10 protein-coding genes, 2 tRNA genes and 3 rRNA genes are annotated in these 17,547 nt (G+C 45.3%); 8 read left to right on the top strand and 7 right to left on the bottom strand.

Going from position 1 to position 17,547, the window contains the following annotated elements:
• Positions 1–31 precede the first annotated feature (31 nt).
• Positions 32–634, top strand: a complete 603-nt coding sequence (locus M1D84_RS18125; protein ID WP_024425618.1) for a KinB-signaling pathway activation protein — start codon at positions 32–34, stop codon at positions 632–634.
• Here M1D84_RS18125 and pdaB read toward each other — a convergent pair.
• Positions 627–1,391, bottom strand: a complete 765-nt coding sequence (gene pdaB / locus M1D84_RS18120) for a polysaccharide deacetylase family sporulation protein PdaB (protein ID WP_024425619.1) — start codon at positions 1,389–1,391, stop codon at positions 627–629. The two genes, M1D84_RS18125 and pdaB, sit on opposite strands and share 8 nt — an antisense overlap.
• A gap of 375 nt (positions 1,392–1,766) precedes the next feature.
• Between pdaB and M1D84_RS18115 the strand changes: the two genes are divergently transcribed.
• From M1D84_RS18115 to M1D84_RS18085, 7 genes are all read left to right on the top strand, one after another.
• A 16S ribosomal RNA gene (locus M1D84_RS18115) occupies positions 1,767–3,315 on the top strand.
• A 182-nt stretch (positions 3,316–3,497) separates the two neighbouring features.
• Positions 3,498–6,428, top strand: a 23S ribosomal RNA gene (locus M1D84_RS18110).
• Between the two features lie 61 nt (positions 6,429–6,489).
• A 5S ribosomal RNA gene (gene rrf / locus M1D84_RS18105) occupies positions 6,490–6,605 on the top strand.
• Together the 16S, 23S and 5S rRNA genes with 2 tRNA genes alongside form the textbook arrangement of a ribosomal RNA operon.
• Before the next feature lie 42 nt (positions 6,606–6,647).
• A tRNA-Asn gene (locus M1D84_RS18100) sits at positions 6,648–6,722 on the top strand.
• Between the two features lies 1 nt (position 6,723).
• Positions 6,724–6,796: transfer RNA gene (locus M1D84_RS18095), tRNA-Thr, on the top strand.
• A 354-nt stretch (positions 6,797–7,150) separates the two neighbouring features.
• Entirely contained in the window at positions 7,151–8,590 is a 1,440-nt protein-coding gene (locus M1D84_RS18090) for a SulP family inorganic anion transporter (protein WP_024424457.1), read from the top strand.
• Positions 8,591–8,652: 62 nt separating this feature from the next.
• Positions 8,653–9,618, top strand: coding sequence for a bile acid:sodium symporter family protein (locus tag M1D84_RS18085; protein WP_024424456.1), 966 nt, complete (start codon positions 8,653–8,655; stop codon positions 9,616–9,618).
• A gap of 43 nt (positions 9,619–9,661) precedes the next feature.
• Here M1D84_RS18085 and M1D84_RS18080 read toward each other — a convergent pair whose 3' ends face one another.
• From M1D84_RS18080 to murQ, 6 genes are read right to left on the bottom strand one after another with little or no spacing between them, the layout of a single operon-like run.
• Positions 9,662–10,867, bottom strand: a complete 1,206-nt coding sequence (locus M1D84_RS18080; RefSeq protein WP_374756273.1) for an exo-beta-N-acetylmuramidase NamZ family protein — start codon at positions 10,865–10,867, stop codon at positions 9,662–9,664.
• A gap of 50 nt (positions 10,868–10,917) precedes the next feature.
• Entirely contained in the window at positions 10,918–12,837 is a 1,920-nt protein-coding gene (locus M1D84_RS18075) for a glycoside hydrolase family 3 protein (RefSeq protein WP_103132667.1), read from the bottom strand.
• Between the two features lie 13 nt (positions 12,838–12,850).
• A complete protein-coding gene (pbp4b, locus tag M1D84_RS18070; RefSeq protein WP_103132666.1) occupies positions 12,851–14,206 on the bottom strand; it encodes a penicillin binding protein PBP4B in 1,356 nt (451 codons plus the stop codon).
• Between the two features lie 13 nt (positions 14,207–14,219).
• Entirely contained in the window at positions 14,220–15,599 is a 1,380-nt protein-coding gene (locus M1D84_RS18065) for a PTS transporter subunit EIIC (RefSeq protein ID WP_024424453.1), read from the bottom strand.
• Positions 15,596–16,465, bottom strand: a complete 870-nt coding sequence (locus M1D84_RS18060; protein ID WP_024424452.1) for a MurR/RpiR family transcriptional regulator — start codon at positions 16,463–16,465, stop codon at positions 15,596–15,598. The genes M1D84_RS18065 and M1D84_RS18060 overlap by 4 nt, the downstream gene beginning before the upstream one ends.
• A 14-nt stretch (positions 16,466–16,479) precedes the next feature.
• Complete coding sequence (gene murQ / locus M1D84_RS18055) at positions 16,480–17,391, bottom strand: N-acetylmuramic acid 6-phosphate etherase (RefSeq protein ID WP_024424451.1); 912 nt, start codon at positions 17,389–17,391, stop codon at positions 16,480–16,482.
• Positions 17,392–17,547: the final 156 nt, after the last annotated feature.

Here is a 17,547-nt window from a genome sequence, read left to right as displayed (position 1 = left end):
ACATAACAAAAATAGGGGTTGGATCAATTCAATGAAAAGTCGGGATTTAGTTCGTTTTTTCTTCTCTGTGCTAGCTGTTGGAGCGGTCATTACAAGCGTGGTAGGCTTTGCGCTGGAGTGGGGGAAATATCAGAAGCTTTTTATATCGTTTGAAATTCTAGAGATCGCATCTGTGTTATTTTGGTTCATTGGTGTAGGGATGATCTTTAGTGTCATTAGCCAGATGGGGTTTGTTGTTTTTTTGACAGTGCACCGATTTGCATTAGAGATTTTTCGGTCGCATTCTTTATGGAATACCATTCAGCTGTTTCTTGTGATTTTTGTGCTGTTTGATTTAGCTTACTTGCGATTTTTGTTTTTCGGGGAAAATGAATCGTTTTTTCCATACTTGTGGCTGCCTTTATTTATCGGTGTGTTTGCATTGATCGTGGCTTACTTTAAACAGCAGCAGTCCTCTAAGAAAACATTTGTTTCTGCAATGTTTCTCATGGTCGTCATCACGTCGTTAGAATGGTTCCCGGCGCTCAGAGTGAATGAAGAGGACTGGCTGTATTTAATGCTATTCCCGCTATTAGGCTGTAATGCGTTTCAGCTGTTAGCGATGCCGCGGTTTTCAAAAGCGAAAGCTACTTAACTTCCGATGACTTTGTTTTCGTATTGGAGATCAGTTCGCCAACCGTCACATTTTTTAAATGCTTTTCTTTTATTTGTTTCAAAATAGCGGGTAAGGCTTGGGCGGTTTGGGTTGCTGAATCTGAGGCGTGAAGGAGAACAATGTCTCCGCTTTTCATTCGATCATTTACATTCTGAACAATCTGGTCGACACCCGGATTCAGCCAATCCTGTGAATTGATACTGTAATGAACAACGGTATAACCGTACTGTGTGGCTATTTTTAGTGCTGTTTCGTTAAACTGTCCAGTTGGCGGTCTTAATAGTTGAATGTCATCTAGCCCAAGCTTTTGAAATGTATTTTGTGCACGGACAAGATCTTGCTTGATCTCACTATCTTCAAGCTGGCTATAATTTTTATAAGCATAGCCGAGGCTTCCGATCTGGTGGCCGTCCTCCCTAATTTGTTTCACGATATCAGGATGACGCTCAGCCCAAGAAGCAGACAGAAAGAAGGTGGCGTTCTTTATACCGTACTCTCGAAGGACATTTAAAATAGGAACAGCCTTCTCATCCCCCCAGCCAATATTAAAAGTGAGAGAGACATGTTTTGATGAAGTCTCGCCTTTATAAATGGCTCGGGGTCCATGTTCAGTTTTAAATACCGACAGCGGCGGTGCCTTTTGTACATAAAAAAAGGTTGCAGCTGCAAGGGCTGCTACAAGAATAATGACAACTTGCTTCAGCCGTTTAATAGGCAACACATATAATCGACTCAATTCAAACACTCCTGCCTTGTCCAAGATTGTTACTTGATTGTATGCAGGACAAGGATTTAAGATGCTTAATAAAACTATTTCAAAAAAAGTTTTGAAAAGACATTGACCAAGAGAATGTTTTCGTGATATATTATTAATCGTCGCTGACACACAGTGACAAACACAAAACGCTTCGGGAAATAAACTTGAAAAAAGTTGTTGACATAAGATGAAGCGAAATGTTATATTATTAAAGCCGCTAAGAACGGCGGAGATGATCTTTGAAAACTAAACAAGACAAAACGTACCTGTTAATTCGAGTTTTTATAAAAAATCCTATGATACTTCATAGGTAGTCAGTCAAACTGGCGAAAAGCAAAACTTCGGTTTTGTACTTTTTCGGAGAGTTTGATCCTGGCTCAGGACGAACGCTGGCGGCGTGCCTAATACATGCAAGTCGAGCGGACAGAAGGGAGCTTGCTCCCGGATGTTAGCGGCGGACGGGTGAGTAACACGTGGGTAACCTGCCTGTAAGACTGGGATAACTCCGGGAAACCGGAGCTAATACCGGATAGTTCCTTGAACCGCATGGTTCAAGGATGAAAGACGGTTTCGGCTGTCACTTACAGATGGACCCGCGGCGCATTAGCTAGTTGGTGGGGTAATGGCTCACCAAGGCGACGATGCGTAGCCGACCTGAGAGGGTGATCGGCCACACTGGGACTGAGACACGGCCCAGACTCCTACGGGAGGCAGCAGTAGGGAATCTTCCGCAATGGACGAAAGTCTGACGGAGCAACGCCGCGTGAGTGATGAAGGTTTTCGGATCGTAAAGCTCTGTTGTTAGGGAAGAACAAGTGCGAGAGTAACTGCTCGCACCTTGACGGTACCTAACCAGAAAGCCACGGCTAACTACGTGCCAGCAGCCGCGGTAATACGTAGGTGGCAAGCGTTGTCCGGAATTATTGGGCGTAAAGGGCTCGCAGGCGGTTTCTTAAGTCTGATGTGAAAGCCCCCGGCTCAACCGGGGAGGGTCATTGGAAACTGGGAAACTTGAGTGCAGAAGAGGAGAGTGGAATTCCACGTGTAGCGGTGAAATGCGTAGAGATGTGGAGGAACACCAGTGGCGAAGGCGACTCTCTGGTCTGTAACTGACGCTGAGGAGCGAAAGCGTGGGGAGCGAACAGGATTAGATACCCTGGTAGTCCACGCCGTAAACGATGAGTGCTAAGTGTTAGGGGGTTTCCGCCCCTTAGTGCTGCAGCTAACGCATTAAGCACTCCGCCTGGGGAGTACGGTCGCAAGACTGAAACTCAAAGGAATTGACGGGGGCCCGCACAAGCGGTGGAGCATGTGGTTTAATTCGAAGCAACGCGAAGAACCTTACCAGGTCTTGACATCCTCTGACAACCCTAGAGATAGGGCTTTCCCTTCGGGGACAGAGTGACAGGTGGTGCATGGTTGTCGTCAGCTCGTGTCGTGAGATGTTGGGTTAAGTCCCGCAACGAGCGCAACCCTTGATCTTAGTTGCCAGCATTCAGTTGGGCACTCTAAGGTGACTGCCGGTGACAAACCGGAGGAAGGTGGGGATGACGTCAAATCATCATGCCCCTTATGACCTGGGCTACACACGTGCTACAATGGACAGAACAAAGGGCTGCGAGACCGCAAGGTTTAGCCAATCCCATAAATCTGTTCTCAGTTCGGATCGCAGTCTGCAACTCGACTGCGTGAAGCTGGAATCGCTAGTAATCGCGGATCAGCATGCCGCGGTGAATACGTTCCCGGGCCTTGTACACACCGCCCGTCACACCACGAGAGTTTGCAACACCCGAAGTCGGTGAGGTAACCTTTATGGAGCCAGCCGCCGAAGGTGGGGCAGATGATTGGGGTGAAGTCGTAACAAGGTAGCCGTATCGGAAGGTGCGGCTGGATCACCTCCTTTCTAAGGATATATGGAGCAGCGTACGTTTTCGTCTTGTTTAGTTTTGAAGGATCATTCCTTCAAAACATGTCTCTAGCGAGACAGGATTGTTCTTTGAAAACTAGATAACAATAAGTAATACATTCACATTGAATGCAATGCAAAGTTCATCACACATAGTGATTCTTTCTAAAGTAAGAAATGGTTAAGTTAGAAAGGGCGCACGGTGGATGCCTTGGCACTAGGAGCCGATGAAGGACGGGACGAACACCGATATGCTTCGGGGAGCTGTAAGCAAGCTTTGATCCGGAGATTTCCGAATGGGGAAACCCACTGCTCGTAATGGAGTAGTATCCATACTTGAATACATAGAGTATGAGAAGGCATACCCGGGGAACTGAAACATCTAAGTACCCGGAGGAAGAGAAAGCAAATGCGATTCCCTGAGTAGCGGCGAGCGAAACGGGAACAGCCCAAACCAAGAGGCTTGCCTCTTGGGGTTGTAGGACACTCTATACGGAGTTACAAAGGAATGATATAAGCGAAGAGGTCTGGAAAGGCCCGCCAAAGAAGGTAACAGCCCTGTAACTGAAATGTCGTTCTCTCCAGAGTGGATCCTGAGTACGGCGGAACACGTGAAATTCCGTCGGAATCCGGGAGGACCATCTCCCAAGGCTAAATACTCCCTAGTGACCGATAGTGAACCAGTACCGTGAGGGAAAGGTGAAAAGCACCCCGGAAGGGGAGTGAAATAGATCCTGAAACCGTGTGCCTACAAGTAGTCAGAGCCCGTTAACGGGTGATGGCGTGCCTTTTGTAGAATGAACCGGCGAGTTACGATCCCGTGCAAGGTTAAGCAGAAGATGCGGAGCCGCAGCGAAAGCGAGTCTGAATAGGGCGCATGAGTACGTGGTCGTAGACCCGAAACCAGGTGATCTACCCATGTCCAGGGTGAAGTTCAGGTAACACTGAATGGAGGCCCGAACCCACGCACGTTGAAAAGTGCGGGGATGAGGTGTGGGTAGGGGTGAAATGCCAATCGAACCTGGAGATAGCTGGTTCTCTCCGAAATAGCTTTAGGGCTAGCCTCAAGGTAAGAGTCTCGGAGGTAGAGCACTGATTGGACTAGGGGCCCCTACCGGGTTACCGAATTCAGTCAAACTCCGAATGCCGATGACTTATCCTTGGGAGTCAGACTGCGAGTGATAAGATCCGTAGTCGAAAGGGAAACAGCCCAGACCGCCAGCTAAGGTCCCAAAGTATACGTTAAGTGGAAAAGGATGTGGAGTTGCTTAGACAACCAGGATGTTGGCTTAGAAGCAGCCACCATTTAAAGAGTGCGTAATAGCTCACTGGTCGAGTGACTCTGCGCCGAAAATGTACCGGGGCTAAACGTATCACCGAAGCTGCGGACTGTTCTTACGAACAGTGGTAGGAGAGCGTTCTAAGGGCTGTGAAGCCAGACCGGAAGGACTGGTGGAGCGCTTAGAAGTGAGAATGCCGGTATGAGTAGCGAAAGACGGGTGAGAATCCCGTCCACCGAATGCCTAAGGTTTCCTGAGGAAGGCTCGTCCGCTCAGGGTTAGTCGGGACCTAAGCCGAGGCCGAAAGGCGTAGGCGATGGACAACAGGTTGATATTCCTGTACCACCTCCTCACCATTTGAGCAATGGGGGGACGCAGGAGGATAGGGTAAGCGCGGTATTGGATATCCGCGTCCAAGCAGTTAGGCTGGGAAATAGGCAAATCCGTTTCCCGTAAAGGCTGAGCTGTGATGGCGAGCGAAATTTAGTAGCGAAGTTCCTGATTCCACACTGCCAAGAAAAGCCTCTAGCGAGGTGAGAGGTGCCCGTACCGCAAACCGACACAGGTAGGCGAGGAGAGAATCCTAAGGTGATCGAGAGAACTCTCGTTAAGGAACTCGGCAAAATGACCCCGTAACTTCGGGAGAAGGGGTGCTTCTTAGGGTGTTAAAGCCCCGAGAAGCCGCAGTGAATAGGCCCAGGCGACTGTTTAGCAAAAACACAGGTCTCTGCGAAGCCGTAAGGCGAAGTATAGGGGCTGACGCCTGCCCGGTGCTGGAAGGTTAAGAGGAGCGCTTAGCGTAAGCGAAGGTGCGAATTGAAGCCCCAGTAAACGGCGGCCGTAACTATAACGGTCCTAAGGTAGCGAAATTCCTTGTCGGGTAAGTTCCGACCCGCACGAAAGGCGCAACGATCTGGGCACTGTCTCAACGAGAGACTCGGTGAAATTATAGTACCTGTGAAGATGCAGGTTACCCGCGACAGGACGGAAAGACCCCGTGGAGCTTTACTGCAGCCTGATATTGAATGTTGGTACAGCTTGTACAGGATAGGTAGGAGCCTTGGAAACCGGAGCGCTAGCTTCGGTGGAGGCATCGGTGGGATACTACCCTGGCTGTATTGACCTTCTAACCCGCTGCCCTTATCGGGCAGGGAGACAGTGTCAGGTGGGCAGTTTGACTGGGGCGGTCGCCTCCTAAAATGTAACGGAGGCGCCCAAAGGTTCCCTCAGAATGGTTGGAAATCATTCGCAGAGTGTAAAGGCACAAGGGAGCTTGACTGCGAGACCTACAAGTCGAGCAGGGACGAAAGTCGGGCTTAGTGATCCGGTGGTTCCGCATGGAAGGGCCATCGCTCAACGGATAAAAGCTACCCCGGGGATAACAGGCTTATCTCCCCCAAGAGTCCACATCGACGGGGAGGTTTGGCACCTCGATGTCGGCTCATCGCATCCTGGGGCTGTAGTCGGTCCCAAGGGTTGGGCTGTTCGCCCATTAAAGCGGTACGCGAGCTGGGTTCAGAACGTCGTGAGACAGTTCGGTCCCTATCCGTCGCGGGCGCAGGAAATTTGAGAGGAGCTGTCCTTAGTACGAGAGGACCGGGATGGACGCACCGCTGGTGTACCAGTTGTTCTGCCAAGGGCATCGCTGGGTAGCTATGTGCGGACGGGATAAGTGCTGAAAGCATCTAAGCATGAAGCCCCCCTCAAGATGAGATTTCCCATTCCGCAAGGAAGTAAGATCCCTGAAAGATGATCAGGTTGATAGGTCTGAGGTGGAAGCGTGGTGACACGTGGAGCTGACAGATACTAATAGATCGAGGACTTAACCTATATTCTAATGTGAAGCATGAACATTGTTATCTAGTTTTGAGAGAACATTCTCTCCATCAGGTTTGGTGGCGATAGCGAAGAGGTCACACCCGTTCCCATACCGAACACGGAAGTTAAGCTCTTCAGCGCCGATGGTAGTTGGGGGTTTCCCCCTGTGAGAGTAGGACGCCGCCAAGCTTTTTGTTTATATCCTTCCAATGGAAGAAGTTACTTTATCATTCCGCAGTAGCTCAGTGGTAGAGCTATCGGCTGTTAACCGATCGGTCGTAGGTTCGAGTCCTACCTGCGGAGCCATGCTTCCATAGCTCAGTAGGTAGAGCACTTCCATGGTAAGGAAGAGGTCAGCGGTTCGAGCCCGCTTGGAAGCTTTCCTCTATATGTTGATATGACAAGGTTTCTCGATGATGAGAAGGCTTTTTTTGTTTGTTTACATATATATTGAACTGCTCGATGACCAGTAGACTGATGACATTAGGAAAGAGAATAAAACGGCGTGCACAGAAGTGTTGCATCGATTTTTTACTTATCCCTTCTTTTTGTTCTAGATTCTTCATTCTCTTTCTTTTATTCTTACTAAAGTGATATCCTCTATATTAAAAGACTCTGTACGTTCCTCTTTTCCCCCGAAAGTGAAGTATCGTTTTTTTTCCCTTTCTTTATCTCCAGGTATAGTTGATCTTCTTTTTCCATGTACGGTATGTATATAAAAAGGAGTAGATGGTTTGAAAGATTTATTTGTAAAGCAAGAATGGTTTGGACATGTACGTCAGGACGTGCTTGCGGGTATATTAGTCGCACTGGCTTTAATTCCTGAGGCAATTGCGTTTTCGATTATTGCGGGCGTTGATCCGAAGGTCGGCTTGTATGCATCATTTTGTATCGCGATTGTGATTTCGTTTGTTGGTGGACGCCCAGGCATGATTTCGGCTGCAACAGGGGCTATGGCTCTTGTCATGGTTAACTTGGTCGCTGATCATGGGTTGCAATATTTGTTTGCAGCTACGATTTTGACGGGTTTGATTCAAATTGTGTTTGGATTGTGCCGAGTGTCTCGTTTGATGAAATTTATTCCGAGGTCCGTCATGGTTGGCTTTGTCAATGCGTTGGCTATTATGATCTTCATGGCTCAGCTTCCACATTTCGTTGGGGAATCAATGGCTATGTATATGATGACAGGGGGCGCCTTGCTGATCATTTATTTATTGCCTATGGTGATAAAGGTGATACCTTCCCCACTCATTGCCATTATTGTAATGACGATATTGGCCGTATTTGGACATATTGATGTTAGAACAGTTGGAGATATGGGAGAGCTTCCTAGTTCTTTGCCTGTTTTTCTGATACCTCAAGTTCCGTTTAACTGGGAAACACTTGCTATCATTTTTCCTTATTCTTTAGCACTTGCGATGGTTGGTTTACTTGAGTCTCTTTTAACCGCACAGATTGTCGATGATATGACAGAGACGTCTAGTAATAAGAATAAGGAAGCGAGAGGTCAAGGGATTGCCAATGTGGTTGCGGGATTCTTTGGTGGTATGGCTGGCTGTGCGATGATTGGCCAATCTGTGATTAATACGAAGGCAGGAGGACGAGGCCGGCTTTCTACCTTTGTAGCGGGTGCTTTTTTAATGGTGCTGATTTTTGTACTAGGTGATGTCGTGGTTCAAATTCCGATGGCTGCTCTAGTGGCTGTGATGTTCATGGTTTCCATTGGCACATTTGATTGGAGTTCCTTTCAGCAGCTAAAAAAGAATCCGAAAACAGATTCTATTGTGATGGTTGTCACGGTCGTGACGGTGGTGTTGACTCATGATTTATCAAAAGGCGTTTTTGCAGGTGTACTGCTTAGTGCGGTATTCTTTGTCGCGAAGATATCGAAGCTTCATATTACGTCTAAAGAAAGCCAGGCAGGTACTTGGGAATATCGAGTTAAAGGACAAATTTTTTTTGCTTCTGTCACTGATTTGATCCAAGCTTTCCATCAGGGGAAAGAACTCCAATCTGTTGTGATTGATTTGTCTGAAGCACGTATATGGGATGAATCAGGCGTAGCAGCGATAGAACGTATAAAGGAAAGGTATCAATCAAATGGCGTCCAGGTGGACGTAGTTGGAATGGATACATCAAGTCAAAAGCTTGTGAAACAAGTGAATGGTTCTTAAAAAGACCTTTCTGTCTGTTACAATAGAAAAGGTAAGAAAGTGAAGGGATGGAGGTGGCCGGCATGCTTGTGCGTTTGAATCAAGTGCTCGGCCGGATGATGCCGCTCATTACACCTTTTAGTGTGTTACTCGGTGTTTTGTTGGCGGCCTATTTAAAGGATTTTACGTTTTTGGTACCATGGGTATTTGCTGTGATGACCTTTGCAGGGAGTTTGTCTTCTACTTTTTCGGCTTTAAAGCATACGGTGATGCACCCATTGCCTTTGATTTTATCGTTTATGATTTTACACGTGTTGATGCCTCTTTATGCTTGGTCAGCGGGACATCTCATATTTGCGGGTGATGCCATGACCATCACCGGTTTGACACTGGCAATGGTGATTCCCACAGGAGTTTCTAGTTTAATATGGGCGGCAATGTATAAGGGGAATGTTGGGTTAACATTATCCATTATTTTAATTGATACATTGCTTTCGCCATTGATTGTGCCAGCCAGTTTGTCACTTTTAGCCGGTACACAGGTTCATATGGACATGGTCGCGATCATGAAAGGGCTGTTTGGGATGGTGGTGCTTCCATCTATTTTAGGCATGCTCGTTCGTCACTATGCAAAGCCTGCTGTGACGAAAATGATCAGTCAGACACTGTCACCTTTTTCAAAAATAGGCTTGTTTGTAGTGGTGTCGATTAACAGTTCTGTTGTTGCGCCATACTTGCGTGAACTGGATGCCGCATTTTTTAGCAAGGCAGCGACTGTGTTTCTCATTGCGATGAGCGGATATGCGTTTGCATGGTTGATTGGAAAGACGATGAAATGTACTCAAGGAGAGATTGTGGCCATCGTGTATACGGGCGGTATGAGAAACATTAGTGCGGGGGCTGTGCTTGCCATTAGCTTTTTCCCGCCTGCTGTCGCTGTTCCTGTGGTGATTGGCATGCTGTTTCAGCAAGTGCTTGCTGCCTTGTTTGGTTTCTTACTCAATCGTTTTGAGCTGAAAGCACCTGCTGTGACCAAATCTTTCTCATGAAAAAAACCTCCATCCTTTGATAGATGGAGGTTTTTTCTGTGATTTAATAGATGAGATATTTTTTTCGCTTCTTTTCGAATGTTTTAAGGTCGTGATGATAGCGTTTCATAATGTGTTTGACGGAAGTTCCTTTATTGATTTCTTCTTTCATCCAGCCATTCCCGATGAGTTTGTCAAAGCTGCCTGTTTGAAGGAACTGAAAGTCATTAGGGTATAAATCATGTATTGCTTTGATAATGGATAACCCCGTTTTCACTGCTTCGAAGGATGAGCGGTCTGTGACGTATAACTGCACACCATGAGATAGTGTACCGGCATGTTTAGAAAATGTGGGGGTGAATGACACAGGTCTAAATTGAACGCCTTTTAGTTTTAGCTGATTTAAATGATCTGCCAGCTCGCCGCTATTGATATATGGTGCACCAATGAGCTCGAATGGTTTTGTCGTTCCTCTGCCTTCAGAGACATTTGTGCCTTCAATTAATCCTGTGGCAGGATATACAAAGGTACTATCCACTGTTGGCATGTTAGGAGAAGGAAGGACGAACGGCAGCTTTGTATCATCGAATGTCATGGACCGCTTCCAATTTTTCATTTTGATGACTGTTACATCAGCATTGATATGAAACTCTTTGTTAAACAGTTTTGCAAGCTCACCAGTGGTCATTCCATGTCTTAATGGGATTGGATAGAGCCCTACAAATGAGGCGTGTTCAGGCTCTAAAACAGGTCCTTCTACTTTTAGTCCGCCAATGGGATTTGGGCGGTCTAGGACAACAAAGGGAATGTTGTTTTCTTTAGCGGCTTCCATCGCATAGGCCATTGTGTAAATATAGGTGTAATAACGAGTACCAACGTCTTGAATATCAAACAGCAGGACATCTACATTTTTCAGCATTTCAGGAGTTGGTTTTCTTGTTTTTCCATAAAGAGAGTAAACAGGAAGACCTGTTTTTTCATCGGTATAGGATTCGACGCCTTCTCCTGCTTGTGCATCGCCGCGCACGCCGTGTTCAGGTCCATATAAAGCAGTGAGCTTGATATTTGGATGTTCAAATAGGAGATCGACACTGCTTTTCATATTTGCATCAATGCCAGTCGGGTTGGTAATGAGACCAACTCTTTTCCCTTTTAGCCATGAAAGGTTGCTTGAGAGAAGTGTTTCAATCCCTGTTTTGACTGCTGTTTTTTTTCCTTTTGTATCTGTTCGTTCTTCTGCGGGAGAGGCGGCGGTCAATGTGCTCATCATGAGAAAGCTTGCGAGTATGAAACTGACTGTTTTCTTCAAGAGAATCCCTCCTATTTGATCTGTTTCCCTTTCAAGTTGAGGCCATAGCCGAATGGGTAAAGGGTTTGATTTGGATGAGTGACAGATGGGATATCAACTGGCAGTTTCCCTTTAGGTGATGCAGCTCCAAATATCACTTCTAGTCCAGCAGGAATATTTGGCTGATTGAATTGTCCGTTTGAGTAGCCTTTAAAACCGTACACAGCTAGTAAGGCATCGGCTTCTTCAAAATTTGCCGCATCATAAGGATTTCTAAGGCTCATGATGACCATTTTTTTGTTTTGTGCTGCTGCTTCTTTCATGACAGCACGAGGGAAGGCAGTAGCCCATTTTTTCGGATCCTGGACATTGTCATCAATTACGCCATCATTCACAGCTGGATCATTTTGGACAACGTAAGAGCCAGTGATGACATAGTCAGCTTCTTGAATCAGTTTGGCTGTATCTTTGGTGAACGTTTTATCCGCAAAAGCATATGACTGGATGCGTACAGGCTTGATCTTTTTTTGTTTCATGAGAGATTCGACTGTGACAGACATTGCTTTAGTCTGATCTTCGTAAGGTGCCATGACCACGATTTTGTCATTCTTTTTAGGCTTGAAAGGTAAGGTCTTTTTGTTGTTTTTAAGCAGGGTGATTCCTTCACGTGCCATTTTTTGTTCTGCTTTAAGGTGCGACTTTTTCCCGACGACTTGAGTGGCTTTTTTGATTTTTTTCTCAAGACTGACTGGTTTTTTGGAGGAAATAATGCCGCGTTTGATTTTCAATTGAAGAATTTTTTCGACAGATTCGTTAATCTGAGATATCGGAATCTCTTTCTTTAAAATCGCTTGTTTGACAGCATTGAATACATTCTCTAGGTTTTTCTCTGTTTTTAATGAGGTGACTGGTGCTGGCATGAGAGCGATGTCGACACCTGCTTTAATGGCCATCACTACGGCTTCTTCCTGTCCGAAATTATCTGCAATCGCTTTCATATTTAGAGCGTCTGTCACAACAACACCTTGAAAGCCCATCTCTTCTTTTAATAAGTTTGTGATGACTTTTTTTGATAAGGTTGCTGGAACCATGATGTCCTCGCCATCTTTTTTGCTTCGATACGTTGTGTCATCAATGGCAGGAAATTGCACATGAGCGGTCATGACCATATCTGCACCAGCATTGATCGCTTGTTGGAACGGATACAGCTCAACCTTTCTTAAACGATCTAGATCATGCTCTACGAGCGGCAAGCCGTAGTGACTATCGACGGCTGTATCACCATGTCCCGGGAAATGTTTTAGTGTGGAAATGGTCTTTTCCTTTTGAAGTCCTTTCATGGTTTGAAGGCCAAGTCTAGAGACAAGAGCAGGATCAGAGCTAAAGGAACGGACACCAATGACGGGGTTGTTTGGGTTATTATTCACATCAAGCACAGGAGAGAAGTTTGTATTGATGCCTAAGGCGTTTAATTCTTTTCCGATGATTTTTCCTGTGTCATATGCATTTTTTTTGCTTCTAGAGGCACCAATCGACATATTTCCTGGGAAATGTGTTCCCTTTTGTAACCTTGTGACGATTCCGCCTTCTTGATCAATGGAAATGAGTAAAGGAATGTTTGGTGATGCTTTTTGAAATTCATGGGTGAGTTTCACGGTTTGTTTTGTATCAACGACATTCTCAGCAAATAAGATGACACCGCCTAGATGATATTTTTCTACAAGATGAGATACTTCGTTATTCATCTTTGTGAAGCCTGTAGGTGCGGATTCATCTTTTGTTTGCCAATTGCGAAAGTCCGGCATGAGCATTTGACCTATCTTTTCATCCAGTGACATGTCTTGAACCATTTGTTTAGCAGTTGGCAGAGAGGCAGAGCTAACCTTTTCCGTTGGAATGGAAGAGGTTAGCAGAGCTAAAACCAGTGCAGCGGGGAAGAGAGCTTTCAACATCGAATTCCTCCTTTTACTGAAAAGATTCGTAGATTGCGGTCATGATGCTTCCATAAGTACCAGTTGGGAATAGGTCGCCTTCAAATTGATTAGGATTTGTTTCTGGTGAAACAACGGGTGAATGTTTCTTATTCGTCAGCAACACGACACCTAAATTGTGTTTAGGATCAATCAACGTCATTGTGCCGGTCCAGCCAGTATGCCCATAGGCTTCGTTACTTGCATATTTTCCAAACATCCATTCCATGTCAGTATGACCGTTTTTTCGCCAGCCTAGCCCGTAAGTTGGGTTCGTATCAGATGAGGCTGTAAAGAGATCGATAGAAGCCTGATCAAAAATGGTTGTTTTTCCATAGCCTCCTTTATTAAGCATCAGTTGAAGCAGCACGGCCATATCTGAGGTGTTCGAGAAAAGTCCAGCGTGGCCGGAGATACCCGCCATTGAGTAATATGCTTTCTCGTCGTGTACTTCACCTAGCAGGGTGTACCGTCGGATGTTTTCAAAATCGATGACACCGTCTCGTGAATTGCCTAAACGTTCAGTTGCTGCAAAATGTTTCGGCTTGAACCCTTTTTGCAGCGGATTGAACATTGTATGTTTGAGACCTAGCGGCCGATAAATCGTTGACTCGACATATTGATCAAGAGGCATGCCTGTTTTTTTCTCGATGATCATGCCTAGCAGCATGTAATCAATGTCACTATAAATGTGCTGGGTACCTGGCTTGTATTGCAGCGGTACCTTTGGCAGCCATTTCATCGTTGTTTTTCTGTCTTGAGAGAAAAAAGAGCCAGCTGATTCTTTGCTATAAAATAAGACACTGGAAGGGAGACCCGCAGAATGGGTGAGAAGATCTTTTACCCGAAGCTGGTCTTTACCGGTTACCTTTGCATCAGGTTCATCCTGAAAATCTGGAAGGATGGTCTGTATTTTTTCGCTGACATCAAGTTTTTTCTCGTAGACAAGCTTTTGCAGGGCATAGTTGGTCGCATACATTTTTGTATTGGATGCCAAATCGAATAGTGTATCTTTTTTCATTTTTTTATACGATTTGAGTTCTGTTGTGCCATCATATTTTTGCCGGTAGCCATAGGCTTTTTGATGAACGATCTTTCCGTCCTTGATAATGATGAGAGCGGCTCCTGGAAATCCTGCTTTGATGTCATTTTGAATCATTTGATCAACCTTCCTCAGCTGCCTGGAAGAAACACCTACTTGTTCCGGTCGTTTTGCTTTTTTTAAGACGGGATATTCTTCATGAGCTGTTTTAGACAAAGACGATACAGGATGGGAGCTAGTTGCAAATGTTTGTACTGGTAACCCAAGGAGCATGAGCAGACATGTGATCAAAAGAAAACATTTCTTCAAGGTCTAGACCTCCTTATTGATTGTGATCCTCGAATTCAACAGCCATATCATCATGAAACCCAAATAAGTATGTGAAGAAAAATCCAGCAACATATGCGATGAATAGTCCAATTAAGTAAAGAAGCATTTGATGTGTGTGAACAATAAAGGTTAATGGAAGACCGGATACTCCGATGGCTTTCGTCGCAATTTGGAAGTAGGCTTGAAATGCGCCGCCGATTCCTGCACCAAGACAAGCGGTGAGAAATGGTCGTCCCAGCGGGAGTGTGACACCAAAAATGAGTGGTTCGCCAATGCCCAGCATCCCTGAAGGAAGTCCACCAGCAATGGCTCTTTTGAGCTTTTTCTTTTTTGTTTTCATATAAATGGCGAATGCAGCGCCTACCTGTCCTGCACCGCCCATAGCGAGAATTGGCAGAAGCGGGTCATCTCCAATTGAATTGATGAGTTCCATATGAATCGGTGTCAGCCCTTGGTGAAGTCCTGTTACAACAAGTGGGAGGAAGGTAGCACCAAGAACAAATCCTGCGAAAATTCCGCCCATATTCAATAGATAAGTCAGTCCTGAGGTGATGGCATCAGATATAAATCCGCCGACTGGCATGAAGACAACGTACGTGAAAATACCTGTAATGAGTAGTGTGATGGTTGGTGTGACGATGATATCAAGTGATTGCGGGACGAAGCGTCTAATTCGGGTTTCCACAAGTGCCATAAAGATGGCGGCTAGAAGAACACCGATGAGTCCGCCTCTGCCTGGTAGAATGTTTGTGCCAAATAACATAATGTCTGCGGAGGCTGGGTTAATAATAAGGATACCAGCTAATGCGCCTAATGCAGGAGAGCCTCCAAATTCCTTTGCGGCATTTGTCCCGACTAATATCCCGAGATAAGCGAAAAGGCCAGAACCGATAACCGTTAAAATAATCGCAGCTTGAGATTTTTCGTCAAGCCAGCCTGCTTGCACGATTGCTTTTGTTATCCCGGTAATCAGACCTGAGGCAACTAGTGCCGGAATGATTGGGATGAAAATGCTGGCAATCCGACGTAAGAACAGCTTGAACGGGGTGCGGTTCTTTTGTGAAATGGCTTGCTTGTTTTTTTGTGCTTCGTTGTTTAAATCATAAGAGCCAGAGGCATTTAGCAGCTCTTCAAACGCACTTGATACTTGGTTGACAACGCCAGTGCCTAAAATGATTTGAAGCGTTTCTGCTTCGACGACGCCAATGACGCCATCGAGTTCTTTGATTGCTGTGACGTGAACTTTTTCATTGTCCATCGGTGTAATTCGGAGCCTTGTCATACAATGTGTATGGGAAGAGATATTTTCAGAACCACCACAGAGTGAAAGAATGTCTTTCGCCAACTGCTGATATTTCTTTTGATGACTCATGTTGAATCCCCCTTTGATTTTCGTTTCATGGAGCGGATGGCATGCCTTGTTTTGTCAATATATTGGGCTGTCTCTTCATATTGACGAGAAGCTAAACTGAGGAACAAGACATCAATTAAGTAGAGCTGTGCCATTCTAGAGGAAGTGGCAGCACTGCGAAAAGGTGCTTCATTGGAACCGGACGTCGATAGGTGAACATCACATAAGGCAGAAACGCTTGTATGACCTGGATGTGTTAAAGCAATGGTTTTCACTTGATTGTCTTTTGCGAGCTGAAGGGCTTGAATGATGTCTAACGTTTCTCCTGAAAAGGAGATCCCAAACACAATGTCATTCTCTCCTGCATTTGCGATGACGGTGGAGGCAATGTGCATGTCAGTGAAGGCTGTTGCTGCATAGTTAATTCTGAGAAATTTCTGCTGGGCATCAGCTGCGACGATGCCAGATGCACCAACACCGATAAAATGAATTTGGTTTGCATGCAGCAGTAATTGAACAGCCTTTTCTAAAGCATCTGCATTTAAAATAGAAGCGGTGTCCTTAATCGATTGAATCGAGTTTCCTGCTGTTTTTTGAATAATGGATTGAAGCGGTTCATCTTGTTCGATATCTCTGTAGCCTTGTTTATCGTCATGCATCAAGTCTCCAGCGATCCGCATTTTTAAATCTTGATAGCCCTCCAGCCCGAGAGATTTACAAAGACGGATGACAGCAGAGCTGCTTGCGCCGGCTTCCTGACTGATTTCGTGTACTGTACTTTTAATGACTTTGTCTGGATGGGCAAGGATATAGTCTGCAATGATTTTTTCAGATTGGGGAAGCTTTGATTTGATTGTGTGTAGTAGGGTAAGTCCACCTGCTGACATGAGCTCTGCCTCCTTTAGGATTGATAACGTGAGATCGCTTTGTCAATATGGCCATTCGTTTTGTTAAGTAAATCTTTGGCTGTTTTCTTATCTGTGTTTGTTTGAAGCATGACGATGGCAGTTTTGACTTCTAAGTCTGCTGCTTCAAGAGTCTTCACGGCTTGTTCGTAGGAAGCATTTGTCACATGTTGAATGATGGTGATGGCGCGTTCTTTTAATTTATGATTGCTGACTTTTACATCAACCATCAGGTTTTCATATACTTTGCCTTGTCTGATCATGACTGAGGTGGAAAGCATATTTAAAATCATTTTATGAGCGGATGCTGCTTTCATTCTTGTTGACCCAGTGATGGCTTCTGGTCCTACAATAACCTCAATGGCGCAATCTGCAAGCTCGCTAATTTCTGCTTGTTCATTGCAGCTGAGTGCTACTGTTTTAGCTCCAATTGACTTTGCGTAGTTTAAAGCGCCGATGATATAAGGTGTCCTGCCGCTTGCGGCAATACCGACGACTGTATCTTTTGATGTCAGGTGGATGTGTACTAAATCCTGTTTGCCGGCATCTTCACTGTCTTCCACATCTTCGGCAGCTTGAGAAAAAGCTGAGTCTCCGCCTGCCATGATGCCAACAATGACATCAGGTGAGACGCTATAGGTTGGCGGACATTCGACAGCATCCATTACGCCAATTCTGCCGCTTGTTCCGGCGCCTAAATAAACGAGTCGGCCTCCATTTGAGATGGACTCATAAGCAAAGTCACTTGCTGTTTTGACATGTGGAAGTACAAGGTTGACTGCTTGAGCGACCTTCATATCTTCTTCATTGATCATCTGGAGTATTTCAAGCGGATCTGCTTGAGAAATTCCCATTGTGTTTGGGTTTCTTGATTCTGTTGTCAAAGAACGCAGTTGAGATGGCTGCATGTGACATACCTCCTTATTTCTTCATTTTCAGTATATTGAGTATGATATGAAATTTCAATATTATATTTGAATATTGAAATTATATTTCAGTCAAATTGTTGAACGAATAGGGAGTAAATAGTTAGAAAATAAAAAAAATAAAAATCCCCTTTACAA

The sequence above is a fragment of the Bacillus sp. PK5-006 genome (genome assembly GCF_054161415.1).
This window is presented reverse-complemented; position numbering and strand designations above follow the sequence as displayed.